Origin of the sequence: Ligilactobacillus apodemi DSM 16634 = JCM 16172, assembly GCF_001434405.1 — a bacterium.
In the GTDB taxonomy this organism is placed as follows: Bacteria; Bacillota; Bacilli; order Lactobacillales; family Lactobacillaceae; genus Ligilactobacillus; species Ligilactobacillus apodemi.
Genome location: NZ_AZFT01000053.1, coordinates 607,877 through 632,320, shown reverse-complemented (window position 1 = coordinate 632,320; position 24,444 = coordinate 607,877). Strand labels below are relative to the sequence as shown.

Annotated in this window: 24 protein-coding genes; 17 read left to right on the top strand and 7 right to left on the bottom strand. The window is 36.6% G+C overall.

Annotated elements, in window-relative coordinates; all coding sequences use genetic code 11:
- The first annotated feature begins 268 nt into the window (after positions 1 to 268).
- The 11 genes from FC32_RS08385 to FC32_RS08340 all read left to right on the top strand — a co-directional run bounded on the left by FC32_RS08385 (position 269) and on the right by FC32_RS08340 (position 9,676).
- Entirely contained in the window at positions 269 to 2,119 is a 1,851-nt protein-coding gene (locus FC32_RS08385; RefSeq protein ID WP_025088096.1) for an HsdM family class I SAM-dependent methyltransferase, read from the top strand.
- Between the two features lies 1 nt (position 2,120).
- Positions 2,121 to 3,278 (top strand): restriction endonuclease subunit S, encoded by a 1,158-nt coding sequence (locus FC32_RS08380; protein ID WP_025088095.1) that lies wholly within the window; start codon positions 2,121 to 2,123, stop codon positions 3,276 to 3,278.
- A 240-nt stretch (positions 3,279 to 3,518) separates the two neighbouring features.
- Complete coding sequence (locus FC32_RS08375) at positions 3,519 to 3,779, top strand: hypothetical protein (RefSeq protein WP_025088094.1); 261 nt, start codon at positions 3,519 to 3,521, stop codon at positions 3,777 to 3,779.
- A 497-nt stretch (positions 3,780 to 4,276) separates the two neighbouring features.
- Complete coding sequence (locus tag FC32_RS08370) at positions 4,277 to 4,681, top strand: hypothetical protein (protein WP_025088093.1); 405 nt, start codon at positions 4,277 to 4,279, stop codon at positions 4,679 to 4,681.
- A gap of 404 nt (positions 4,682 to 5,085) precedes the next feature.
- The gene (locus FC32_RS08365) at positions 5,086 to 5,376 is read left to right on the top strand and encodes a hypothetical protein (protein ID WP_025088092.1); all 291 of its coding nucleotides are present in this window, start codon (positions 5,086 to 5,088) and stop codon (positions 5,374 to 5,376) included.
- Positions 5,377 to 5,386: 10 nt separating this feature from the next.
- Positions 5,387 to 6,322, top strand: coding sequence for an LPXTG cell wall anchor domain-containing protein (locus FC32_RS08360; protein ID WP_056957386.1), 936 nt, complete (start codon positions 5,387 to 5,389; stop codon positions 6,320 to 6,322).
- Positions 6,323 to 6,402: 80 nt separating this feature from the next.
- The gene (locus FC32_RS08355) at positions 6,403 to 6,912 is read left to right on the top strand and encodes a hypothetical protein (protein WP_025088107.1); all 510 of its coding nucleotides are present in this window, start codon (positions 6,403 to 6,405) and stop codon (positions 6,910 to 6,912) included.
- A gap of 476 nt (positions 6,913 to 7,388) precedes the next feature.
- Positions 7,389 to 7,520: a hypothetical protein gene (locus FC32_RS11090; protein ID WP_268870046.1), complete on the top strand. Its 132-nt coding sequence runs from the start codon at positions 7,389 to 7,391 to the stop codon at positions 7,518 to 7,520.
- A gap of 159 nt (positions 7,521 to 7,679) precedes the next feature.
- Positions 7,680 to 8,027 (top strand): DUF7168 domain-containing protein, encoded by a 348-nt coding sequence (locus FC32_RS08350; RefSeq protein WP_025088106.1) that lies wholly within the window; start codon positions 7,680 to 7,682, stop codon positions 8,025 to 8,027.
- Positions 8,028 to 8,289: 262 nt separating this feature from the next.
- Positions 8,290 to 8,760: a UPF0236 family transposase-like protein gene (locus FC32_RS11085; protein WP_156399014.1), complete on the top strand. Its 471-nt coding sequence runs from the start codon at positions 8,290 to 8,292 to the stop codon at positions 8,758 to 8,760.
- Between the two features lie 385 nt (positions 8,761 to 9,145).
- A complete protein-coding gene (locus FC32_RS08340; RefSeq protein ID WP_025087446.1) occupies positions 9,146 to 9,676 on the top strand; it encodes a GNAT family N-acetyltransferase in 531 nt (176 codons plus the stop codon).
- 38 nt (positions 9,677 to 9,714) lie between these two features.
- On the opposite strand, the gene FC32_RS08335 is transcribed toward FC32_RS08340, so the two are convergent.
- Positions 9,715 to 11,148 (bottom strand): C69 family dipeptidase, encoded by a 1,434-nt coding sequence (locus tag FC32_RS08335; protein WP_056957385.1) that lies wholly within the window; start codon positions 11,146 to 11,148, stop codon positions 9,715 to 9,717.
- A 139-nt stretch (positions 11,149 to 11,287) separates the two neighbouring features.
- On the opposite strand from FC32_RS08335, the gene FC32_RS08330 reads away from it, so the two are divergent.
- Entirely contained in the window at positions 11,288 to 11,476 is a 189-nt protein-coding gene (locus tag FC32_RS08330; protein WP_025087445.1) for a 2-hydroxymuconate tautomerase, read from the top strand.
- Between the two features lie 34 nt (positions 11,477 to 11,510).
- On the opposite strand, the gene FC32_RS08325 is transcribed toward FC32_RS08330, so the two are convergent.
- Positions 11,511 to 12,320 (bottom strand): Cof-type HAD-IIB family hydrolase, encoded by an 810-nt coding sequence (locus tag FC32_RS08325; RefSeq protein ID WP_025087444.1) that lies wholly within the window; start codon positions 12,318 to 12,320, stop codon positions 11,511 to 11,513.
- A gap of 258 nt (positions 12,321 to 12,578) precedes the next feature.
- Between FC32_RS08325 and FC32_RS08320 the strand changes: the two genes are divergently transcribed.
- The 4 genes from FC32_RS08320 to FC32_RS08305 are packed head-to-tail and all read left to right on the top strand — an operon-like array spanning position 12,579 to position 16,053.
- Positions 12,579 to 13,340, top strand: a complete 762-nt coding sequence (locus FC32_RS08320; RefSeq protein WP_025087443.1) for an alpha/beta hydrolase family protein — start codon at positions 12,579 to 12,581, stop codon at positions 13,338 to 13,340.
- A gap of 41 nt (positions 13,341 to 13,381) precedes the next feature.
- On the top strand, positions 13,382 to 13,702 hold the full coding sequence (locus FC32_RS08315; RefSeq protein WP_025087442.1) for a metal-sulfur cluster assembly factor: 321 nt from the start codon (positions 13,382 to 13,384) through the stop codon (positions 13,700 to 13,702).
- Positions 13,703 to 13,716: 14 nt separating this feature from the next.
- The gene (locus FC32_RS08310) at positions 13,717 to 14,679 is read left to right on the top strand and encodes an ABC transporter permease (protein WP_025087441.1); all 963 of its coding nucleotides are present in this window, start codon (positions 13,717 to 13,719) and stop codon (positions 14,677 to 14,679) included.
- 15 nt (positions 14,680 to 14,694) lie between these two features.
- Positions 14,695 to 16,053 carry an RsmB/NOP family class I SAM-dependent RNA methyltransferase gene (locus tag FC32_RS08305; RefSeq protein WP_025087440.1) on the top strand — a complete coding sequence of 453 codons (1,359 nt, stop codon included), beginning with the start codon at positions 14,695 to 14,697 and terminating at the stop codon, positions 16,051 to 16,053.
- A gap of 52 nt (positions 16,054 to 16,105) precedes the next feature.
- Here the strand turns inward: FC32_RS08305 and FC32_RS08300 are convergent, their stop codons facing one another.
- Positions 16,106 to 16,876 (bottom strand): DUF4931 domain-containing protein, encoded by a 771-nt coding sequence (locus FC32_RS08300; protein WP_025087439.1) that lies wholly within the window; start codon positions 16,874 to 16,876, stop codon positions 16,106 to 16,108.
- Positions 16,877 to 17,109: 233 nt separating this feature from the next.
- Between FC32_RS08300 and FC32_RS08295 the strand changes: the two genes are divergently transcribed.
- Positions 17,110 to 18,495, top strand: a complete 1,386-nt coding sequence (locus FC32_RS08295) for a L,D-transpeptidase family protein (RefSeq protein WP_025087438.1) — start codon at positions 17,110 to 17,112, stop codon at positions 18,493 to 18,495.
- Positions 18,496 to 18,550: 55 nt separating this feature from the next.
- On the opposite strand, the gene FC32_RS08290 is transcribed toward FC32_RS08295, so the two are convergent.
- The 4 genes from FC32_RS08290 to mvaD all read right to left on the bottom strand — a co-directional run bounded on the left by FC32_RS08290 (position 18,551) and on the right by mvaD (position 24,296).
- Positions 18,551 to 21,082 carry a M1 family metallopeptidase gene (locus FC32_RS08290; protein ID WP_025087437.1) on the bottom strand — a complete coding sequence of 844 codons (2,532 nt, stop codon included), beginning with the start codon at positions 21,080 to 21,082 and terminating at the stop codon, positions 18,551 to 18,553.
- Between the two features lie 89 nt (positions 21,083 to 21,171).
- Positions 21,172 to 22,218, bottom strand: coding sequence for a type 2 isopentenyl-diphosphate Delta-isomerase (gene fni, locus FC32_RS08285; protein WP_056957384.1), 1,047 nt, complete (start codon positions 22,216 to 22,218; stop codon positions 21,172 to 21,174).
- 3 nt (positions 22,219 to 22,221) lie between these two features.
- Complete coding sequence (locus tag FC32_RS08280; RefSeq protein WP_025087436.1) at positions 22,222 to 23,298, bottom strand: phosphomevalonate kinase; 1,077 nt, start codon at positions 23,296 to 23,298, stop codon at positions 22,222 to 22,224.
- A 23-nt stretch (positions 23,299 to 23,321) separates the two neighbouring features.
- Positions 23,322 to 24,296: a diphosphomevalonate decarboxylase gene (gene mvaD, locus FC32_RS08275; RefSeq protein WP_025087435.1), complete on the bottom strand. Its 975-nt coding sequence runs from the start codon at positions 24,294 to 24,296 to the stop codon at positions 23,322 to 23,324.
- Positions 24,297 to 24,444 lie beyond the last annotated feature (148 nt).

The following is a 24,444-nucleotide window of genomic DNA, read 5'->3' as shown; positions in this document are numbered from 1 at the left end:
GAACGAACGAACGAACGAACGAACGAACGAACGAACGCTAGCTAGTTTATTTAAGTGCCTACTTTTTGCCCTAATTCCATCAGCCCACTACCTACGTGCTATGATTCTTTAGAATCATAGCACGTAGGTAGTGGGCTACTTGGCGTTTTTAAGAAAAGCTAATTAGGAGAATTATAATAATGGCACGAAAAAAATGTATTGAAGAATACCTAGTCGTTGAATTAAAGAGAACAACACTGTATCTGTGGAATGAAAGATGGTGGGTCAGATGAAACGATTAGATATTATTAGAGAAATTGGTGACCAATATCACATTGGAAATTTGGAGACAGGTGAGTTCAGTTATCCTAAAGCATTTACTAATATTGGAAAAAATGTAAAAGATTATCAACGTGGGAAAACTGGAACTAAACACAACTATCTAGATATTAGATTTGAAAATGATAGATTAGTAATTTTAGTTGAAACTAAAAATAAGTTTTCTAGGTGGAATTTGAATAATATCTATACCCAACTTCAAGACTATGTTAAGTATGAAAAAGCATACTCTAATAAAAAGATAGTTGCCATTTTAGCTGAAACAGAAGGGGACGAAGTTTGGACTTGGTATGGCCAATCAGTAATTATTGACGAAGCTCATAGGCACAAAGATAAGACAAAAATACTAACTTTTGAAGAGTATGAAGATCTTTGTTTTGGAAAAGTCAATGATAAAATAAAAGTTGTTGATTCTATCAAAAACCTTAATGAAATGCTTCATTCTGATGGTATTGACGAAAAGTTACGTAGCCAATTTGTCGGGACATGTTTATTGGCCTTAAAGAACAATCTTCAGTATAAAAATATTAAAGAAACTATAGATGAAGAAGGAAGGAAATTGACACCACAGAAAGTAGTTATTCGGAACATACAGACTATTCTTTCTGGATTACTTGCTAATAGTGAAACTATCAATAAAGCTGGGAAATTGGCTATATTAAATAATAAAGTTTTGGAAAATCAAGATGTAACTAGCCTAACTTATAGTGAACTAGTTCAAATTTTAGAATATATTGACATAAATGTTGTTCCATATATAAATGACAAAAATACAGCAGGACAAGACTTACTCAATTTGTTTTTTACCACGTTTAATAAATATGTTGGTAAATCCGATAAGAATCAAGCTTTTACCCCTGATCATATATGTGATTTTATGAGTAAAGCGGTTGGAATCAATAAAAATTCTAGAGTGTTGGATCCTTGTTGTGGCAGTGGTTCTTTTTTAGTTAGGGCTATGACTGATGCTATGGACGATTGTGATACAGAGACGGAAAGAAATCATGTAAAAAAAGGGCAAATTTATGGTATTGAGTATGAAGAAGGGGCATATGGATTGGCTTCGACCAATATGCTTATTCATGGTGATGGAAACTCTAATGTTATTCAAGATTCTATGTTCAATAAAGGCCAGTGGATCGAAGAGGCTGATATTAACGTTGTACTAATGAACCCACCGTATAACGCCACGAAAAAACATTGTGATCCTGAATATACAAAGAAATGGTCAAGTAAGAAAAAAGAGGATCCATCTAAGGGATTTCATTATGTTGAATGGGTAGCCAGACATGTATCAAAAAATGCAAAGATGGCTGTCTTACTACCAATGCAGACGGCTATTGGTAATTCAAGTGAGATTAAATCTTTCAAAAAGAAAATGTTAGACTCGTACACGCTAGACGCAGTTTTTTCTTTGCCTGTAGATACTTTTTATCCTGGTGCCTCTGCAGTAGCATGTTGCATGATTTTTGATTTATCTCAAAAACATGCACGATCAAATAGAGACACATTTTTTGGTTACTTCAAAGAAGACAACTTTATAAAAAGAAAAGGTCTGGGGAGAGTTGAAAAGACTGATGAAAAGGGAAATAGCCTTTGGAAATCTACAGAACAAACATGGCTTGACGTATATAGAAATAAACGTGAAGTTCCAGGCTTATCAGTTATGCATAAAGTTACGGAAGAAGATGAATGGCTTGCTGAAGCTTACATGGATACGGATTACAGCAAGTTGGACGAAAATCTTTTTCAAAGAACTATAAATGAATATCTTGCTTATCTAATAAAGGAGACAGTTTAGAATGGAACTAAATACGAAAAACTGGAAATTCTTTGAGTTTGATAAAATATTTGTTATAAAGAAGGGGTTTTATAACAAGAAGCCAGAAGCAAGTGGAACTGGAAGCATACCCTTTCTGGGAGCTTCTGATAAAAACCATGGAATAACCGAATATTATACTCTTGATGAAATTTCATATGCATCGAAAACAGGTGATGGCAAAAATGCTCCTTTAGAAGATAAATTATTTTCTGGGCACTCTGTATGCGTTACGAATAATGGCTCGGTGGGATATGCTTATTACATGGATAAGCAATTTACATGTTCTCACGATGTAAATCCACTTTATAGAAAAAACGGAGAATTTAATTTTTATACTGGAATGTTTGTTGCCGCTGTCATTATGAATGATCGATATAGATGGGGGTATGGTAGAAAATGGCGACCCTCACGTATGAAGCATTCTAGAATAAAACTTCCAGTTCTATCGAATGGGGAATCACCAGTGATCGATAGTAAAAATACGTATTCTGACCAGGGATATATTCCTGACTGGGATTATATGGAGCGCTATATTAAATCTTTGAAATGCAAAGTACCTAAAACAAATAATAAAAGAAATATCAGGGAATTGGACACACATAATTGGAAAACCTTTTACCTACATGATATATTTCACGCGTGCATGGGGAATGGAATTGACGCAATAAATATATCTACAGACAGTCCAATATATAATTATGTTACTAGGAATAGAAATAATAATGGTGTAATTGCTAAAATTGATGCTATTAATAATGAAAAGCCATTTTTGTCTGGGAAAATGACGTTGGCATTAGGGGGGACATACTTAGGAACGTGCTATGTTCAAAATAAAGATTTTTATACAGGGCAGAATGTTGCAGTTTTAACGCCTAAAGAAAATATATCTATTTACTCTAAATTATTCATTTCTGCAATCATTAGAAATGAATGCATGATAAAATATCAGGCTTTTGGTAGGGAGCTAAATTCTCATTTTAAGAAGGACTTCACCCTAAAATTACCTGCTAGAATTGATAATTCTAGTAATAGTATTGTAGATAAAGGAGGATCTATAATTAATTCAGAGGGATATGTTCCTGATTGGCAATTTATGGAAGAATACATTAAATCATTACCAAATGGTGATTTAATTTAAAAAGACCAACATTCTCAACTAAACAGTTGAAATGTTGGTCTTTTACTATAGGATCAGCTCATCTGTTCCTAGCGTAATATCGATCAGTTTATAGCTAGGAGTATCCTTAAAAAGTTCAATGATACAATGCTCATTTTTAAGCAATCTTATTTTTTTATTTTGAGCTGCATCTGGATCGTGGGCAACAAGTTCGATTTTTTCTTAACTGTCTTGTGAAGCTGCAAAGCTATATCAGCTGTTATGGGGACAGCTGCTGTAGGCGCTAACGCACAAAGTGCACAAGCAGATACTGTCTCGGATAACGGAAATGTTGCGGTTGTTCAACAACAACCTACGAATGATAAGCAAACTGCACAAAATGAATTAGATCAAGCAAAACAAGAACAAACACAAGCTCGATCAGATGCAGATAAAGCTCAAAATGATTTAGATAGTGCAAAAGATGCTGCTAAAACAGCGTCTGATGATGTACATAAGGCAGAAGATGAAGTTGCTCAATGAAAGAAGAAGCAACACCAGAAAATATTGAGAAAGCCAAAGATGAGATCGCTACTCAAGAAAAAAATGTGGCTGATGCTTCTAAATAAAGCGGTAGATAGTGCGGCTGATGTTTCTACCAAGCAAATAGCTGTTAAAATGCTGCGGAAGATGTAGATAAAGCCCAAACAAGTGTTGACCAAGTTCAAAAAGATGTAGATACAGTTCAAGCAAATGTAGATCAAGTACAACAAACACTTGACGGCACGAACGCTAAGAAAGTACAAGATAACTTAGATAAAGCAAAAGAACAAGTTACAAAAGATAGTGCTGATCTCAACGAGAAGCAAGTCCAAGTCGGTAAAACACAGCAAGATTTATCTAATGAGAATAAAAATGTTTCAGAAAATATTCAAACTGTAAGCAAAGCAACTGAAGATGTCTCAACTAAACAAGCAGTAGCTGACAAAACTGCTGGTGATAAAACACAAGCTAAGTCGGTTGTTGACCAAGCAAGCAACGTGGTTGATACAGATCAAGCTAAAGCAGATGAAGCTAAGAAGACCTTAGACGGAACTGATGCACAAGGAATCATTGATACGGCGAAAGCAGCTAAAGGGAAAGTTGCAGTTGATCAGATCGATGTTCAACAAAAACAACAAGCTTTGGATAATGCTACGACAAATAAGCAGAAATCTGAAAATGATTTAAATAGCGATAAAATAGCTGTTGATACAGTTAAAAAAGATGTAGATAATAAGCAAGCAGAAGCTGATAAAACACAAGCTACTTTTGCTCAAGCTAAGGCTAAACGTGATCAAGCACACGATAAAGTTGCTGAGATCACAGATAAGTTGAATAGTATCAATACGATCGTATTACCTGATGGATATGGTAGTGTTAAATCTGCCAAGGAATTAGATTGATTTAAAGATCAAGGATTTTCATTAAATCACTTTAAGCATAGTGAAGCTGATAAAAAAATCAAGATTACACCAACTAATTTGACAACTGAACAGCAAAAAGAATTAACTCTTTGGATTGCTAGCCTGCTCAATTCAGCTCGTGAGTCAATAAATGCAGCTAAAAATATTGTGAGTGATCAATCTATCAAATATGCTCAAATTGTTGCTGATAATTATTGAGATAAGTTCGATCACGATACAAGTGCTTTAGAGAAAGCAAGAAAAGAGACATTTGTTGCCGCTTCTACTATGTCTGAATCTATTGCAAGAAGATATGTATCATTTGGTGAATCTAATTTAGATAGTGTCAAAGAGGGAATTTATAGATCAATTTTAGGTATGATTTTTAATGATGCCTCATCTGGTTGGGGGATGCTACCCAATTAACGGCTCTATGGACAAATAGTAGTGATAAAGAATATTTTGGCTTTTCAATTGACAAGTATGGAGTATTACATTTCGAAAACTATGCGGGCTTGTTGTTAGGAAAGGATACTACTACAGAATATCCAGTGGTAAATGATGCTGAATTTTTACAAACACAGTTAAAGAGTTCACAAAAAAGTGATCTTCAGACAAAACAAGTGGCTTTTGATAGTGCCGAGAAGCAAAATAACGACGCACAAAGCGTTTTAACTTCTTCTAAAGGTAATTAATTTATCTAATTTGGAAAAAGAGCTCGCTCAGAATCAAAATACGTTCAATTTTGCAGTTGCTAGCCTAAACCGAGTTCAAACTGATTTAAATAATGCTAAAAACATTTTATCTCAAGATCAAGCAAGAGCTGCTGAAGCGCAAAAAGCAGTTGATAACTTAAGTGCAGATATCAAAGTAAAACAAGCTAACTTAGACAAAGCAAAGGCTGTTTTGTCTAATAAACAGCAAGCATTAAAAGCAGAACAAGATGTATTGAATGCTAAAAATGATACTTTAGCTAAGACCAAAGCAGATCTTGATAGTGTAAAACAAGCTTTGAAAGATGCTCAAGCAGACTATGATAAGGAAGTTGCTACTTTGAAACAACTTCAAGAAAAATTATCTGAGCTTGAAAACGCTGATACGATCCTAGTCACAGCACAAACTAATTTGAGCAATGCTAAGCAAAAATTAGCAAGTGCTAAAGCAGATGTTAAAGCTAAGCAACAAGCTTATGGTTTGGCGAAAGCTAATTTAGATGCTAAAAATGCTAAAGTCGATTCAAAACAAGCAAACTTAGACAGATTGGTTGCTAAAGAGGAGGCAGAAAAAGCACTTGAATTAGCTGAAAAGAAAGCTAAGCAATTGGCAGAGGAAGAGGCTAAACGTACATTCTTCTATCAAGCTGGGAATAAGATCTTAGATGGTAAAGGTAATGTTGTCCCAGGATATACAACAAATGGCACACAAGTGTTCAATGCGCATGGAGAGTTTGCTGGTTATCTGACGACAGATGTTAAAAGTCGCCGTGTGAGCCAAGAAATCAAGAAACAAATGGCTGCACAATTACCACAAACGGGTGAAAAGACTGAACAAACTTTTGGTAAGTTAGCTGCTTTGATGGTTGGGATCGCAAGTGCCTTAGGATTAGCTGAGATTGATCGTCGTAAGAAAAAAGAATTTTAATATATAGATAATATTTTTAATAGAGCTCTGAAGTCATTAGACTCAGGGCTTTATTATGTTTTGAAAGGAGTAAATTTTGAGTGAATTTACAAACAGTAGAATCAATTTTTTCAATAGTCGGAAACATTGTTGTTGCAGTGTCATTGTATATAACGCTTAATGAGATTGTAAAATCTGAAAAGGATAGGCAGAGAGAAGTAGCTAATAAAGTGTTTATTTGGTGGGATAAAAAAAGTAGTAAGACTAGAAGTAATATTTTTCAAATTTCCAATCATTCTTCAGAACCAATTCATGATGTTGTCATATCTACAGAAAGAGAGCATGGAGATTTTAACACTGAAACACTTCATCAAACCATAGTAATAGGTATTGTTCCACCAGGGGATTTCTACGTGGAATATAAACCACATATTGAAAGATCAATGAATGCTAGACCTGTCCCTGTGATTTATTTTGTTGATTCGTCTGATAGATACTGGAAAAGGGAGTCCAGTGGTAAGTTGATAGAGTTAGATTATAATATTGCTATTGATGGTGCAAAAGTTAGTTTGCCGCAAGAAGAAGTAATATTGAATAAAGTTAATTCTTGAATACCTCCTTACGGATATAAAAAGTCGAAATACGATATTTTTCATCAAATATCTGTTTTCGGCTTTTTATGTTGTATTAAAGTTTATTTCAAATTATCTGTATATTTAAATCTTACAGACTTTATGGAGGTATTGTTATGAAAAAAATTGCGAAGTGTTTAAGGCCAAGTGGTAGCAAAATGGGAGCAATTTGCTATCGTTTTTTGAAGTTATAGTGAAAAATGCTCCCATTTTGCTACCACTAATTTTAGGTTGAAGCATTGCGAGCGCTCCGCCTCCGCCCACCGCGCTTAGAAAGTATATTGGCTTCAGTCGCTAATGCTCCTTGCGCAAGGCGTTAAGACGCCTTTTGCACGTATCATAGCCTACAGATCGCTACACCCCCAAGCGCTTCGCGTGCTGGCGCAGGATTGTAACAATCTTTGTCTATGAACTGTAAGAAAACGTAACGTTTAATAAGCATTGGAGGATATATCATGGAAAAACAAAAACAGCCTTTTTATCGAAACAAGATGGCAATGATTTTGCGCATCTTCAGCCTAGGAAACACAGTTATGGCATTTGCAACATTTTTACGTGGAATCTATCTGTATATGTCTTTAGTGTGAACACTAGGCTTTTATTCAACCTTATATATCTTTTTTGTCCCAATTATCATTGCGATCACGGAAGTGTTGCATACTAAAGCTGTCGAATATGGTAATCAATTATTTGAACAAAAGCAATTGTTTGAACAGAAGCGGTAAGAAAGATTGAGGGGAAAACAAATGGACGAACTAGATAAAATCACTCGTAAGATCCAAGATCTTATGAAATTAGCACAAGATAATCCAGACGATGAAGAAGATCAGACTGCACTTTTGCTAGCACAAAAACTATTGTTGAAATATAATTTGTCGCTAGAAGATATCCGTTCAAATACTAGTCAAAATGCTCCTGAAGTTTCAGAAATGGATGCTAAGTCTTTGACGCGTATGCCGTGGTGGCAAGTAAAATTGCATGTAGTATTAGCTAAGAATTTTCGCTGCAAGAGTATAAGACGAAGAAGACACCAAAAAACGACATTGATATTTTTCGGCTATGAAGCATATGCTAAGATTGCACTTAGTGGATAGATGTCAAAAAGAATGGAAAACGTGGCTATTGTATAAATGCACATCAGTTTTCCGGTAGCTCCAGAGCAAAAGTGTTTAAAGAAATGTTGAATTATTTACAAAATCATTATGATCTAAGCAACACGATCGTGTTGTCTAATAGTGATGGTGGCTCTGGATATGAACCTGAAGTTTTTCAAGAATTAACATTAGGCTGTAAGCAGCATGAACACTTTTTAGATAGATACCATCTCAATCGGAAAATACGTGAGAGAATGTATTTTTGTCCACAAGAACTATTAAACAAAATGATGGTAGCAGTAAAAAATATTCAAAAGATGACGTGATAAGAGTATTAGATACGATGGAATCAATAGCAGAGGCAGAAAAGGACAGCAAAACTAGAAAATATACAAAATTATTGCGAGAATATTTAGCCAGAAATTGGTCATACATGAAACCGTTGAGATTAAGAGAGTTTTCAGTATCGATCTCAAGGGGCGGATTAGGTGTGTGCGAAAGTTGGCACAGACCATTTTCGTATCGAATGAAACGCCAAGGACGGAGTTGGGGACGTTCGGGAGCAGAGAATATGGTCAGATTGATAAATACGATTCAAAATGAAGATTTTGAAGAAGCAATGCGATCAAATTTTGAAAAAGTGATCGGTGAAGTAGAAAATATCAAAGTAGACATCAATAAGTTATTAAGACCGATCCATGAACCGCATGTTGGAGTTAAACAGGTAGCATAATAAACGACAACGGCTCACATACAGAGCTTGGGGGAATGAAGCAAATATTTGAGCACTAAGTTCTAAAAAATATCATAAAAGATAAAGGGGCGTAGTGTACACGTTAATATTCAAAAAATAAATATAATATAAATAGAAGAGTAAAAAAGTATTAAAAAGAACAGTGAAAAATGGTAAAATGTAAAAAATAAAGAACGGAAAAAGCCTAATAAGACGGCAACTAATACAAATCACAGGAAAAGCTTATGTTTAGGTTAGCGGGAACTTATTTTGAAAATGGCTTCTAAGAGCAAACCGAGGATTAGCGAACGCATACAATTTTAACGATCATCTTGCTAAGATGGTCGTTTTTTGCTATCCTTTGGTGCAAAAGGAAGTGAGCGACATGAGCTTTTATCAGGGGAAAAATTTTGAATTGTGCTATCCAGACAAAAAATATGCCACTGATCTTTTTTGGGCGATCGATAATGACCGGACTGAACTTGAAAAGTGGCTTCCATGGGTAAAAGAAACCAATACCGTCAAAGACGAAGAAAATTTTCTTAAATATGTACAAGCACAAAATGAACAACAAAAAATGCTAGCCTTGACCATTATCGTTGATAAAACAGCTTGCGGGATGATCGATCTGCATGCCTTAGATCTAAACGCTAAAACTGCTGAAATTGGTTACTGGTTAGCGAGTCCTTATCAGCATCAAGGCATCATCACTGTTGGCGCTGAGCAGCTAGTCCAATATGCCTTAACTAAATTAGGGCTAGTTCGAGTAGGGTTATTGGCTGACGTAAGAAATATCAACAGTTTACGAGTTGCCAAGCGTTTGGCTTTTAAGCCAGAAGGAGTTTTACGTTCGTATTTACGCCACAACGGCCAAAATATTGATGTCTACTCTTTTAGTAAACTTAATACAGATTAAATAAAAAAGGCTTTAGCTAAAAACTAAAGTCTTTTTTATTATAGATTAGCGTCGGTTTTGAAATTCAACGGCGAAAGGTCGGTTGATTCTGTGATCAATTCAGCAATGACTTTTTCAGTTTCCGTCAACCCAAGTTGTTGCATTTCAATCGAAGCTGTCGTCAATAATTCAGCTAATTTTTCATCAGATAGATTTTTTGCCTTGGTATCAGTTTCCCGAATTATCTGGGTGAATTTGACTGCTAATTCTTTTTTAAGGTCGGAAACTTTTTGTCCAAATAAAGCATAGTGGGGGTCAACTAAAATACCTAATAGTTTATAGACCCAATAAGCTGAATCTTTGGAATAAGTTTTTTGCCCAACTTTATAAGCAGGGTGGACATCGGTCGCGCCAGCATAAAATGGTACGAAAACACTTTGCGCGGTCACACCCATGGCCAACCAGTGTAGCCCAGAGACTTCAGGCTTATGATCAGGTCGGATCTGTAAGAGATGTGATTCTTGGGTTTTAGCCAAACTAATTGGTCTGAATTTATGCTTTTGTTCAGGAGAACCAGTTCCGATCGGGTCATAAGGCGTATTTTGGAAGTGTGAGCCTAAAACATATTTTAAATCATCTAAATAAAGCAACCGATCCGCTTTTTGAATGAAGGGAAGCTCTTCACTCATCGGATCTTGTGTCACACTTGGAGTTAAGTACTTTTGTCCATACCAAACACGAGGTGTACTGTAGATCTCATCTGCCAGTTCGTGTGTGCCAAAAATATTACGGAAATTAAAAGTAGTTGGATCTGGATTCAAGTGATTTTCTGCCACAAATTCTTGGATCGAACTTGAATACATAAAATTATCGGGATCATTAAAGTCGATCTCTTGGATCGCTAGTTGGTTTGCGACCACGGCATAATGGTCATCAGGGATACGTTGAGCTACAAAATGATGGCCAGAACCAGTTTCAAGGTACCATACTTCATCTTTATCAGAAAATAAGACCCCATTTGTCTCACAAGTACCATATTTTTCGACGATCTCGCCTAAGCGTTTCACCCCTTCTCTGGCTGACTTGATGTAAGGTAAGACAACCGTGACCATAGCTTCTTCTCCGATGCCATCTTTAACTAAAGGATCAGCTCCTAAGACCCGTTCGTTGGCATAGGCACTTTCGGTAGCACTCATTGCTACACCAAATTCATTGATCCCATCTTCTTCAAATAACCCGAATTCACTTGTCCATTCAGGGGTTGCGCTGTATTTAAAACGCACTTTAGGCAAGGGCATCTTAAAGCCGTTATCATTTGAAACAAATTCTTGTTCTGCGCTAAATTCTTCATGGGGATGCACTACCATGTGTTTAGGCCAGGCACTTTTAGCATCTTCGTTGCGCCCAATCACAGTAGAGCCGTCTGCCATGGCTTTTTTACCGACTAAAATGCTAGTACATGCAGAAAAATCAAAACCTTTATAGATCATCATAAAAGACATCCTTTCAATTAATAGTTATTCTTATTCTAACAGATATTAATGAGGACAAAAATACTTAAACGAAACGTTGCGCCTAAAGCTAATTTTTGTCATAATTAGATGTGTATCTTTTTAAAAGGAGATGAGCTAGATGCCATTAGTTCACATTGAACTTATCGAAGGTCGTAGTCAAGAACAACTAAAAGCTTTGGTCAAAGACGTAACTAAAGCCGTAGTTGAAAATACCGGCGCTCCAGCAGAACACGTTCATGTTGTATTAAATGAAATGCAAAAGGATCGTTATGCTGTTGGTGGCGTATTAAAGAGCGACGAAAAATAATAAAAAGTCGAGATGTTTTCATCTCGACTTTTTATTAGGCTAATTGTAAGTATTCTTCTAGGTAATGTGCTAAGCCATCTTGTTCGTTAGTTAGTGGGGTGATATCGTTTGCCAAGGCTTTTAATTGCTTGGTACCATTTTGCATTACGACGCCCCAACCAGCATAATCGATCATTTCAGCATCGTTATGTTCATCACCAAAGGCAATAATATTTTTACGATCGATCTTGTAGGTATCGGCTAAAAATTTAACACCATGGGCTTTATCGACACCTTTAGGCGAGAGTTCTAGGATCGGATTAGGTCCACCCCAAACACCAACATTGATTTTATCGCCAAACTCTTTTTCCAAGGCAGTAGCCGTTTTTGGAAGTTGGTTACGTTCAACTAACATTGTCATAGCGGAAGGATTTTCAGTTAAATTTATGCGGTTTAAAACTTCATTGGCTTGTAAAGTTACCGGGAAAAAGTCATCGATCACAGTATTAGGAACATCAGCTAAAGCCATATTTTTACCTTCAGCAGCAACTACTTTGATCCCTAATTTTTCTTTAGCGGCTAAAATGTCAAAAGCAATATCTTTATTAAAGGTCAAGGCATATTCTTTTTCCCAATCTTTGTGAGGAATATGTCCAACTGCACCATTAAAATTGATCATGGGCGTTTTTAAGCCAAGAAAGTCATAATAGTGCTCAGAAATTCGATTAGGACGACCAGTCACGATCGAAACGATGTGTCCGGCTTTAGCTGCCTTATTTAGGACTTCTTTTGTTTTAGGAGTTATTTTGCTTTCGTTATTTAATGTAGTTCCATCTAAGTCGATAGTGATTAATTTTTGTTCCATGCCATTCAATCCTTCATTAAGTAGTATATCTGCTTTAAGTTATCACATATCTTATTAAATTACAAATTCTCTTTATGGTAAATTTTGAAATATTTTTAACACCTGTTTTTTTCAGGGATAGTGTATAATTTATAGTGGCTTAGTGTTATCTTAGCCATTTCATTTCAGCGTGCAAGTATTATAAATTAAGAAAGGTAAACTATCGTAGCAACTGTTTTGTTTAGTTGTATTACGTAATAGTTGGTAGGGTGAATTAAAATGATTGAAATAATTGAAAAGCAGATCAAAGATATCCCAGTTTTGGAAGTTATCAAAGCTGATAAACGCAATGAAGCCTTACCATTAGTTATTTTTTACCATGGATGGACCGGCTGTAAAGAAAAGGTACTGACCGAAGCTTACGAACTTGCCAAAAGAGATCTTCGGGTCGTTTTGCCTGACGCAAAATTTCATGGTGACCGCAGAGTAGGTTCAGTTGAAAAACATCGCCTACAATTTTGGGAAATCGTAGTGAATTCTGTCAAAGAATTTCCAGTGTTGGTTGATGAATATCAAAAGACTACTGGTATTTTAGCTGGCAAAATAGGTGTAACCGGGCTTTCAATGGGGGCTATTACGACTTGTGCTTTGATGACTGTTTATGACTGGATCACTGCAGGAGTCAGTTTGATGGGAACACCGTGTCCCGTTGACTTTGCTCGCCAATTGATCACACAGGTAGTTGGCGATGATGAATTACCCCATGAATTGATCGAACAGCAACTATCTCAGTTAGCAGTCCTAGATTTATCTAAAAATCCACAAAAAATTGCCGGTCGACCAATGCACTTTTGGCATGGAACGGCAGATGAAATGGTACCATATGTTGATGATCGCGCATTTTTTGAAAGTATCAAGGGAAATGACTATGCTAAAAATGTGACGTTTACGACAGCAGAAGGCCAAGGACATAAAGTGAGCTATGCTGCGGCCGTGGAAATGGCAAAAAAATTTGCTACATATTTCAGTACTAATAAATAAGTTTAGAAAGGAAACTATATTGTATAGTTTAGGTGAAAACAATGGAGAAGCGTGAAAGCGAAGTAATAAAAAAAGAAATTTTAGCTGCGTTAGAGACAGTTATTGATCCTGAATTAGGGATCGATATTGTTAACTTAGGTTTGATTTATTCTGTTGATTTAAAAGAAGATGGTCTTTGCACCGTTCAAATGACTTTAACTACAATGGGGTGCCCGCTGACAAATGTTTTAGCTGATATGGTCGAACGCTCGCTAAAAAATATTGCTGAAGTAAAAAAAGTTGAAGTCGAATTTATTTGGGAACCAGCTTGGTCAGTTGATCGAATGACAAGTTACGCTAAAATGGCTTTAGGAATTCATTAATTGGAGGCATTTCAGTGTTTAAAAGAAAGATAGCAGTTGTTTTTTATGTCATCTTGATTTCGTTTTTTTGTGTTTACTTATTTTTTAAGATCCAAGAACGTGATCTTATCATGCAATTAAACAATAATAACTTATCATTTGATGCGTATGTGGTGACGCTAAAAGAAAATACCTCTTTAGCTGATTTTAATAAAAAAGTTAAAGAAAGTAGTTTAACTGATATTCAAATTCATTACCAAGATAAAAAAGATAAGATAACTTATTTCTACGGTAAAGGAGATTATACGACCCCACCGTTACTTTCGGGGCACTTTTTTGCCAGTTCAGATTTTGAATCTGATGTTCCGTTAGCGATTGTTGGTAAAAAATATAAAAATAAGCTTTATATACCAAAAGATCAATCGTATTTAAAGATCAATGGCTCTTATGTACCGGTGATCGGTGTAATGGGGGATAGTTATACCTCTGATTTAGATAGTCAAATTTTTATTGCAGCGTCAGTTAAAACTTTGGCTAAGTTACAAACAAATAATTTTAAGATCGTGATTGATATGACTTCGCCTGTAAGTGCTAGCACTTTAAAGAAGAAGCTCGGTTTAGCGACAGCAATCAATTTGGTCAAGAAAGATTTCATTATCTCTAATAAATCGTGGATCAACTCACACTGGACCCAATTGGCTGGTTTGTTGGTTGCTGCGGTCGGAATCTTAGCTCAAATGGCTGTGTGGCTTGTTTCCGCTAAGAGACGCTACATTGAAGCTGTTTTCTTACAAACCAATAAAGCTAAATTTATTTTCGAAGAATGGCGCACCTATTCGATTTGGGTTGGCTTAGGAATGATCTTAGGTTCAATGCTAGGGATGTTTATCTTCCAATTGACAAGTTATACCTATTTATTAGCCTTTATGGGCAGTCTATATGTAGGAAGTATTATATTATTTTATCTTTTGATCAGTTTAAGGCTGAGAAAAGAGTAGTTTAGAGGTTTTAATGTGAATTTACCAGTAGATTTTAAAGAAAAGTATCAAGAACTTTTAGGCGATGAAGCCGAAGCATTTTTTGCGAGCTTTGATGGTAAAGTCCAAAAAGGTTTTCGGTTAAATCCCTTGAAAGAAGACTATAAAAATGTCACAAATTCATTGGCAGATCCAGTTGAATATGTGGAGACTGGGTATGTCGGTGAAGTTAGTGGCCGAACTTTAGAGCATCAAGCAGGTTATATCTATAGTCAAGATTTAAGTGCAATGTATGTTGGCGAAGTTGTTGAAGCTAAGCCAGGCGAAAAGATCTTGGACTTGTGTGCTGCACCGGGGGGGAAATCGACCCAGTTAGCTGAAAAAATGGCTAATCAAGGAATCTTAGTTTCAAATGAGATCAACCGCAAACGAGCTACGATCTTAGCGGAAAATATTGAACGTACAGGGGCTAGAAATGTTTTAGTCTTGAACGAAGATCCCGCAACTTTGGCTCAAAACTTTGAGCAATATTTTGATAAGATCGTAGTTGATGCGCCATGTTCAGGTGAAGGGATGTTTCGAAAAGATCCACACGCGATGACTTATTGGCACAGAGACTATCCCGTGCAATGTGCTAAACGTCAGCGTGAGATCCTAGTAGAGGCTTTAAAAATGTTGCGTGTCGGTGGTGAGTTGGTCTATTCAACGTGTACGTTTGCACCAGAAGAAGATGAACAAATCATTGCGTGGTTGTTGGCTGAATATCCTTATTTAGAAATCGTGCCTTTGAAGCATCATCAAGGAATGGATCAAGGAGTCCCTGCTTGGGCAAATGGAGAGGCTTCATTAAGTGGTACGGTACGTTTAATGCCTCATCATTTTAAAGGTGAAGGGCATTTTATTGCTAAGTTAAGCGATACTCGACCAGCACAAGTAAAGAAAGTAAAAAATAAAAAGAAAAAGCGTCAAGCAAGTTTATCAACTGAACAAATAAACTTGTGGCGTGAGTTTGCAGATAATTTCTTAGTCGAGTCACCGTTTAAAGTCAGTGAACTTCGATGCTATGGGGATCATTTGTATTATTATCCTAAAAATGGACCGGATATTTCAAAATTGAAATTTATGCGTCCTGGGCTATTATTGGGAGTCTTTAAGAAGAAACGTTTTGAACCTAGCTATACGTTAGCTTTAGCTTTAAAACCAGCGGAGGTCAAAGCTACATTGAACTTAACTCGATCTCAATGGGAACAGTATGTAACTGGCAATACTGTCTCAATAGCCGAAAAGAAGAAAAATGGATGGTATTTATTGATTTGTGACAATAAACCATTTGCATTTGGAAAACTAGTTAATGGGACAGTTAAAAACTTCTTCCCAAAAGGCTTGAGATTTTGAGATTCCAATAAAAAGTGCCAAGTTAGTGGTTTTCACTAGCTTAGCACTTTTTTTATTTATCAAGATAATTTTCTTTGAGTGTTTTGATCACATCAGCGGTGAAAGCATCATCGAATTTTTGACTGATAAAATAGCCGACAAAGTAAGGCGAGACGATAAAACGAGGAGTTACCTTACAGTAAAGTTTATCGGCTAATTTGTAAAAGAAGAGATTATAAGCCTCACAGCGACCGTCGTTAAAGTCTTTTAATACAAAAGAGACTACTTGTTTGATATAATCAGCGGCTTGAGTGATGCTTTGTTCATCAAAACAAATGTTAAACTCTAAAAAGCCCATGATTGGATGGTCAGAGATGTTGATAAAGGCACCATTTTTTGCCTGAATGGTTTTTCCAGTAAAATATGCAGGATTTATTTCGCGATATCCATCTGCTTCTAGTAAGGCCACGATCTGCATATGAGGATGTGAAAGTGAGCCACCAGAAAGTTTGCCAAAGTTTTTGTATAATAAGACGCTTTGGTATTTGGGATCATTATAAAATATTTTCCATTTTTCGATCGCGTATGCCAAAATTTTTCGCCATTCAGCCGGAGCATAATTAGAAATATTACCATCGTGTTTAGCCGATTCAATTAAAACGAATTGGTCGGTTTTTTCAAGGGTCGGGTATTTATTTTTTAAAAAGATCATGTCATCTTTTTGATCATAAATATTGATCAGATTATCAACATCGCAAAAGGGGCAGACGGTTTCTTTTTGCCCCATCGTTCGTTTCTTTTTACCAATACTGCGATTAAAAACTAAAAGACTATTTGTTTCCATAAATTTTGTCCCTTCACAATTAAATCAACACGATAAATTATAACATATGTTATAATAACTGATTAAAAGTTAGTATTGATCAAAAGGATTTTTTCGGACAAACAATGGTCAATCCCAAAATAAACATCAATGCATTTTAAAGTAATCAACTTGTGCAAAATTTAAAAAGTGTTGTATTTATTTTGAAAATGTTGTAATCTAATTGTAATATAATTCTTTTATCGAGGTGCGATATGAAATATAAGTCCAGATTTGCGATTTGTGCTGTGATAGCAATGCTTGCATTGATTTGTGGAGGTTATTTCATCTATCAGCAACAAACCCACTTTAACAAAAATGTACAAATCAACGGAGTCAACGTTGGTGGTTTAACGGCAAAGGAAGCGGAAGAAAAACTAGCTGCACTTAAAGTTACTAAGAAGGTGTATTTAGATAATAAGTTGATCTATACTTCGCAACCGGCAGATTCCGAGTTTACTAGCAAAGATATTTCTAAATTCGAAGCTGCACTAAAGAAGCAAGCAACTATTTTTCCTAGTTCTAAGAAACAAAGCTTTACGATCACTCCAACTACGTCAAATGGCAAGAGTACGGCATCTTTAGCGACTAATGTTAAAAATGTTTTGACTGAAGCAAATAAGACTAGAACAGCTGCAGTTGATGCATATGCTATTTTGAAAAATGGTAAAGTAAGTGTCGTTAGCGCTAAAAAAGGTGATCAATACGATGTCAGTGTCTTGTTAAAACAACTTGCTAAACAAGAAGGGCAAGAAAAAATCTATCTAAAGGCCAAGTATATTCAGCCAGTTAGCGCAGATAGCACTGAAGTTAAGACCGAAGTGACTAAATTAAAGGAATTAGCTAAACGCAAGCTCACTTACACTGTGCAAACAACTAAATATGAGCTCAGTGCTAGTGATTTAGTCACTTCCGCTCGTTATCAAAATGGGAAGTATGAACTTGATACAACAGCACTTAAAAATAAAATTGCTGAAATAAATCAAAGTCAATCGACTCTAAACAAGAGCTTTACTTTTAAGACAACTGAAGGAAATGAGATCCAAGTTCAAGGTGGAACTTACGGTTGGGCAATTAGCACAACAAAAGCTGAAAAGACTTTGACTAATGCATTACTCAACAATAAAACTTCAGTAGACGCTAAAAGCGATGTTTACGGTGAAGGTTACAACACGGGTGGTATCGGATATGATGTCACAACTAATAATGGGATCGGGACAACTTATGTTGAAGTTTCGATTCAAAAGCAACATTTGTGGGCTTACAAGAATGGTCAACTGGTTGCTTCGATCGATGTCGTGACAGGAAAACACAGTACGAATAACGATACGCCAACTGGTGTTTACTACATCATGTATCTTCAAACAAACACGACACTTACAGGTTCAAAAGCAGATGGTTCGTCTTATGCTAGTGCAGTTAAGTACTGGGCTCCATTTACGCTTGATGGTTGTGGGTTCCATGATGCTGATTGGCGGACAAATTGGTCAAGTACAGCATACCTTGATGATGGTTCATTAGGATGTGTCAATATGAAACCAAGTGAAGCCGAAAATGTCTATAATAATTTGAGCCAAAACGAACCAGTCGTAATATACTAATAATCAAAAAGAGTTCTGAAGTTTTTCTTAACTTCAGAACTCTTTTTTGGTTGATTTATAAATTAGCTAGTGCTTCTTTAACTGCAGTATGTTGTTTGGTCAATAGTTCAACTCGACTAGCGATCGTGTTGAGTCCCATATCGATCTCTCGTGTTAGTGCTGAATCTGCTTTTTTAGGTTCAAAGAAAGCTTTAAATTCAGCGAGACGTTGTGGTTGATCAAAGGCTTTGGCAACGACGGAAACGTAAGTAGGAAATTCCATATCACCACCAACAGTTTGTTCTAACCAATCCCAATTTTGGCGCATCCAATCCCAAGCTAATTGTTGACCTTGGGGATTGGCTAAAATCGCACTAAACCATGCCCGTAAATCTTGTGGCTTGATCACATCAGTAGCAGTAAAAGCTTTAACTAACTGAGCTAATTGGGGCTCATCTTGTGAACTTGTAAGGGCATTTAAGAGGTCTGCTTTATAACTAGCATCAGTTGTTGTTTGGTATTCTTTCCATAGATGCGCAAATGTTTCTGGGGTATTGAAATTAAGAATTTCATTTTTCAAGCAGACACTACGAATATCGGCAGCTAAACTGACCCAAGAACCATTTGAAGCAACAAAAAGTTGATGTAGCGAAGACATTAAGGCTTTATTTTTAGCATATAAAGCGGCTACTAGAATAATTGGACGAGACATTTTTTGATCAAATGAATCGTTTGGTTTAGCTTCGTAGCCGAGTTTTTCTAATTGATTTGCACTTAGCATATCATATAGTTTTTCCAAATTTTTCTTTGCATTTGTATCAGTAGTGACAAAATGTTTTAAATCGTTGGCAACGGCAAATAACGCCGTGTTGATCAAATTTGAGGTAGTTGGATTGGTAATTTCAGGTAATAACGCTACAATTTGTGCATAGCTGATCTGTTGTGCTTGTGCTAAGAGATGTAGATCTTGGAGAAATGCAAAAATAGCAATATCATCCAACTCTGCCAAATGAGCTAATAAGTTCTGACGTAAATTTTGATCGTAATCAACGATAAAGTGAACATCGTTGCCGACATTTAAACGTAGTGGTTGCTTATTTTTAGCCCGAAGTTCTTGATAATTAGGAATAACTAATTTTTTAGTAGTCATTAAAGCTGGTAGCTCAGGATAATTACTTTTCAAAGGTATTTGCCAAAGTTGCTCGGAGTGCTCGTTTTCACTCTTGAAGAAGCGTTGTTGTTCTAAAATAAGCTTATTATTGACTAGTTTAGCCTTTACGACAGGATAACCAGGTTGAGTGAGCCAACTTTCCATGATTGCTTTTAAATCAATGTTGGCAGCTTTACCCAGGGCAGACCAAAGATCATCACCTGTGGCGTTACCGTATTGATGTTGTTTGAAATAATTTTTAAGTCCTAAGCGTAAAGCATCATCACCGATCAAAGAACGGACCATAACTAACATGCGAGCCCCTTTAGCGTATACGATAGCACCATCAAAGAGCGCATCGATCTCACCAGGATCTTTAACGGGAGTGTAAATTGATTGCACGCCGGCAGTTGCATCACGATTTAAAGCCAAGGGGACTTCAGATGTTTGAAATGCTTTCCAAATATCAAGTTCAGGTGCTAGTTTGTCGATCGCAACATATTCCATCATATTAGCAAAACTTTCATTTAACCAGAGATCATCCCACCATTTCATTGTAACGAGATCGCCAAACCATTGATGCGCCAATTCATGGGCGATAACAGTAGCAACACGTTGCTTATTGGCGAGCGTGGTGTTGTCTTGATCTAATAGCAAGTAGACTTCACGGTAGGTGACTAGGCCCCAGTTTTCCATAGCACCTGCTGAGAAATCAGGTAGGGCAACTTGCCAGCTGTGGGGAAGTGGGTAGGGTGTTTGATAATAATTTTCGTAAAATTCGATCGAGCGCTTAGCAATGTCAAGTGCAAAAGCTAAATTGGTTGCAGCATGAGCTTTGGTAGCAAATACGCCAATCTTGACACCACTAGTAGTCGTAGTATATTTTCCTTGAAGTTCACCAAAGACAAAGGCAACTAAATAAGTCGACATCTTAACTGTTCGTTCAAAGTAGTGCACACCTTCACTGACCTTTTCTTCAGGCATATTGCTCAAAGCAATTTCACCGGGCTGTTCATCAAATTTAAGTGCCAATTTAAAGGTAGCTTTTGCTTCTGGTTCATCGACACAAACAAAGGCTTGGCGTGCAGCAGAGGTTTCAAATTGTGTCCCGACTAACTGCTTTGTTTGACCATCAACTTGATAATAAGAAGGATAGATTCCCATCATTGTATCAGTTAAAGGGGCACTATATGTAATCTCAAGCGTGATTTTACCAGGAGTGACATTACTAATGATCAAGGCATCTTTAGTGTTATCAACGCTAAAAGTAACCGGTGTATCATTAAGCGTAACTTTAGTGATCGTTAAATCTTTTTGATGAAGTAAAATCGTTGTTTCAAGTGCTTCACCAACAATTTTAGTAACACCGTTGATCGTCTTTTTTTGGCGGTCGATATCTAAATAGAGATCATAATCTTTAGGATTAAATGTTTCATAAAAATGTGTTTTTACTGTCAAAAAATCACCTTCTAGTTTAAGTTAGTGACATTATATGACTTTTTTAAGGGAAATAAAAGTAAAAAAAACTCTCCTTTTTTAGAAGAGTTTTAACTGTGACGATTAAAATTTGTAGCTGCTTGTTGAGCATAACTTAATAGGTCTGGGGTAAGTAAATAGGGTGCTTGCTTTAATTCGGTAACATTTTTACAACCTAAAAGTAACATAATTGCTGCTAGCTGTTCTTTTAAAGCTTCAATATGGGCGATCAAAGCTTCTTCGCCTTCATGTAAAAGAAGATGTAAAAAGTGGCCGGATATTCCAACATTATCAGCACCTAAAACAAGACACTTGATAATTTCAAGGGCTGTTTTGATTCCACCAGAAGCCGTAAAGGAAAAATCGTTACTAAACGGCCTAGCTAAGATCAAAGTTTCAGCGGTAGTTAAGCCAAAATATGTTAAGAAATCATATTCTTTGGCTTTTCGCCGTTCATTTTCGATTGCAATAAAGTTAGTTCCACCTTTGCCAGATAGGTCAACGTATTTGATACCTATTTCCGCTAATTTAGGAAGGATAAGTGGTGAGATCCCACCACCAACTTCTTTTATGATCAAAGGGGTCCTTAAATTTTGATTCAAATTTTTTAAATTATCAAGCCAATAAAAAGAACGATCACCTTCAGGCATTACTAGTTCTTGTGCGACATTTAGGTGGATCTCGAGAGCATCTGCGGCAAACATTTCGATTGCTTTTTGACAATTTTCTAGGGGATGATCAGCACCTAGATTTCCGATCAACAGATTTTTTGGCGCAAATGAACGTAATTTTCTAAAGCCCGTAGCATAGGTCTCTGATTTTAAAGCAACACTTTGCGAGCCTGTTGCTAAAGCAAGTCCTGTTTTAGCAGCTACAGTAGCTAATTTTTGATTTATTTTATCAGTTTGAGGGCTACCACCTGTCATAGCATTGATAAAGAAAGGCACAGCGATATTTTTTCCAGCTAGTTGACTGGAAAGATCAATCTCATCAAGACTAAGTTCAGGAATTGTTGCCGGAACGAGTTTGATTTTTTCTAAACCATTAGTACTATTTTCTTGATAGAATTTTTCAGCGATAAAGACATGTTCGTCTTTTCGGTGTGCATGAGCATCCATAAATTAACCACCTTTTTGCGGATTATAAACACAGATATCTAAAGGAGTGATGCCATGTTCTTGCCAGGCCAAAAGCAGTTCTTTAGATGGCAGTGCTTGATCTAAGATTGCAATGCCACAATCACCACCACCAGCACCTGAAGTTTTTGCTTGGGCACCAAACTCAAAAGAAAGTTCGATCAAAGCACGTAAAGTATCGGTTTCGATCACAACTTGAGTTATTTGTTCTAAGGTTTTAAGTAGTTGACGATCACGTTTGATTTGTGTTTGGATTGCTACTAAGTCATGTTCTTTAAACGCAGTGATCATCTTGGTCAAACATGCTTTACTACCAGCTAAAAAATCGCTATATCTTTGTTTACGTTCATCTTTTGAGAGCGATACTTCATTAACGAGTTTAGAAGTAGAAGCAGGGGAACCAGTCCAACCGATCAGCAAGCGCAGGTCACTTGGAGGCGTTAAACTTTCAATTTTTAATTTAGGCCATGGTAACGCCAATAATTCGGAGATCGAATGTGTTTTAACCTGCTCCATTAGCCAGTTACGGTCACAAGAATGGTATGCGATCCAACCACCAAAACTACTTGCAGCAATATCGCCCAGCGAACCATTTTTTTGAACGGTGTAATGAGCAATGGCAGCAAGCTTGAAAATCTCTAGTGAATCCAACTTTAGGTCATAAAAAGCGTTTAAGGCTTTTACGACAGCTACTGTTACCGCGGCCGAAGAACCAAGACCATATTTTTTTCCTTCAGGACTATCGAGATCACTATCTAATTTTAAGGTATATGTAGTAAGTTCTTTACCTTGCTCGTGGGCATAATGTTCGGTGATCTTGGCAGCTGTTACAACGTAGTCAAAGTCGTGGTCTTGTTTAGCTGGGATCAGTTGCTCAGCTTGGTGAGCCCAGAATAATTTTTTATTTGTAAGTTGTTTTGAAGAAAAACAGCCTTGAGTCGATTTTTCAACAGTAGCATAAACAAATTGGTCAACTGCAATCAAAATAGCAGGTTGACCTGGTTCGACAACAGCATATTCACCGGCAATATATAATTTTCCGGGAGCTTTTACGGTAAGCAAGAGATCAATTCCTTTCACGGATTTTAAGATGTAATGATTTTTGCGCCAGGACCAGCAGCTGAAACTAGTAGTTGCTCATCAGCAAAATGTTGTTTTAGTTTTGCTAAGATCGCTTGTAGATCTTTACCTTGGCAGATGACTTTTACGTTTGGACCAGCATCCATTGTATAGTAGCATTCGATGCCATGTGCACGTAATTCCTCGACTTGTGTGATTGCCACTAAACTTTGAGCTTCGATGTAGTTGAAGTGTGGCGTTGCACTGAGATTTAAGGCATGCATACGCATTGCACTGGATTCGGCAATTTGGCCCATTTTAGTAAAATCTTTTGCTAAAATCGCTTGTTTGATATTTTCCAAATCAAGTTCAGCTTGCTTGATCCAAGCTGGATAGTAAGGAGAAGTGTTCACGACTGTTTGCATGCCAGCACGAGAGGCCACTTTTTTTTGTGCCCCATTAACCACGATCGCGATCATTTTAATATCCCAAGTTGGATTTTCAATGAAAGGTACGGCATAAGAAGAAGCATCATCGTATCCTTTTTTCCATTCAACAAAACCACCATAGATCGAACGGCAAGCAGAACCAGAGCCACGACGCGCTAAACGCGAAAGATCTTTAGGCGACAGCTCTAAACGGTATGCTTTACTGCCAGCAAGTGCAAGGGCCGCATACGCTGAAGCAGAAGAAGCAAGGCCAGCCATAGTAGGAACATGGTTGACCGATTCTATGATAGCTGGAGTTGACACGTTTGCTTGTTGTCTAATTAGATCCATAAATTTTGTGACTTTAGTAGGATCCATCTTTATCCCATTTAAGATAAAAGTATCTTGTGTTGCGTTGTCATCTAAACAAACAGTAGTGTCAGTGTAGAAATGATCAAGCGTTAAGGATAAAGAACCATTTTGGGGGATGATCAATTGTTCATCTTTTTTTCCCCAGTATTTAACTAGTGCAATATTAGTATGTGCACGAGCCGTGACCTTTGGTGTTTGCATGAGGGGATTTTTGCTATATAAATGTGAACAATCATAATTGAAGATATAATTGCGAAAGAAATATAGCCCGTCCTTTCTTTTAATGTAGATAAAACACTTAAAGTGTATGTTTAACTATCACATTCAAAAAACTACAGGTAAAGATATT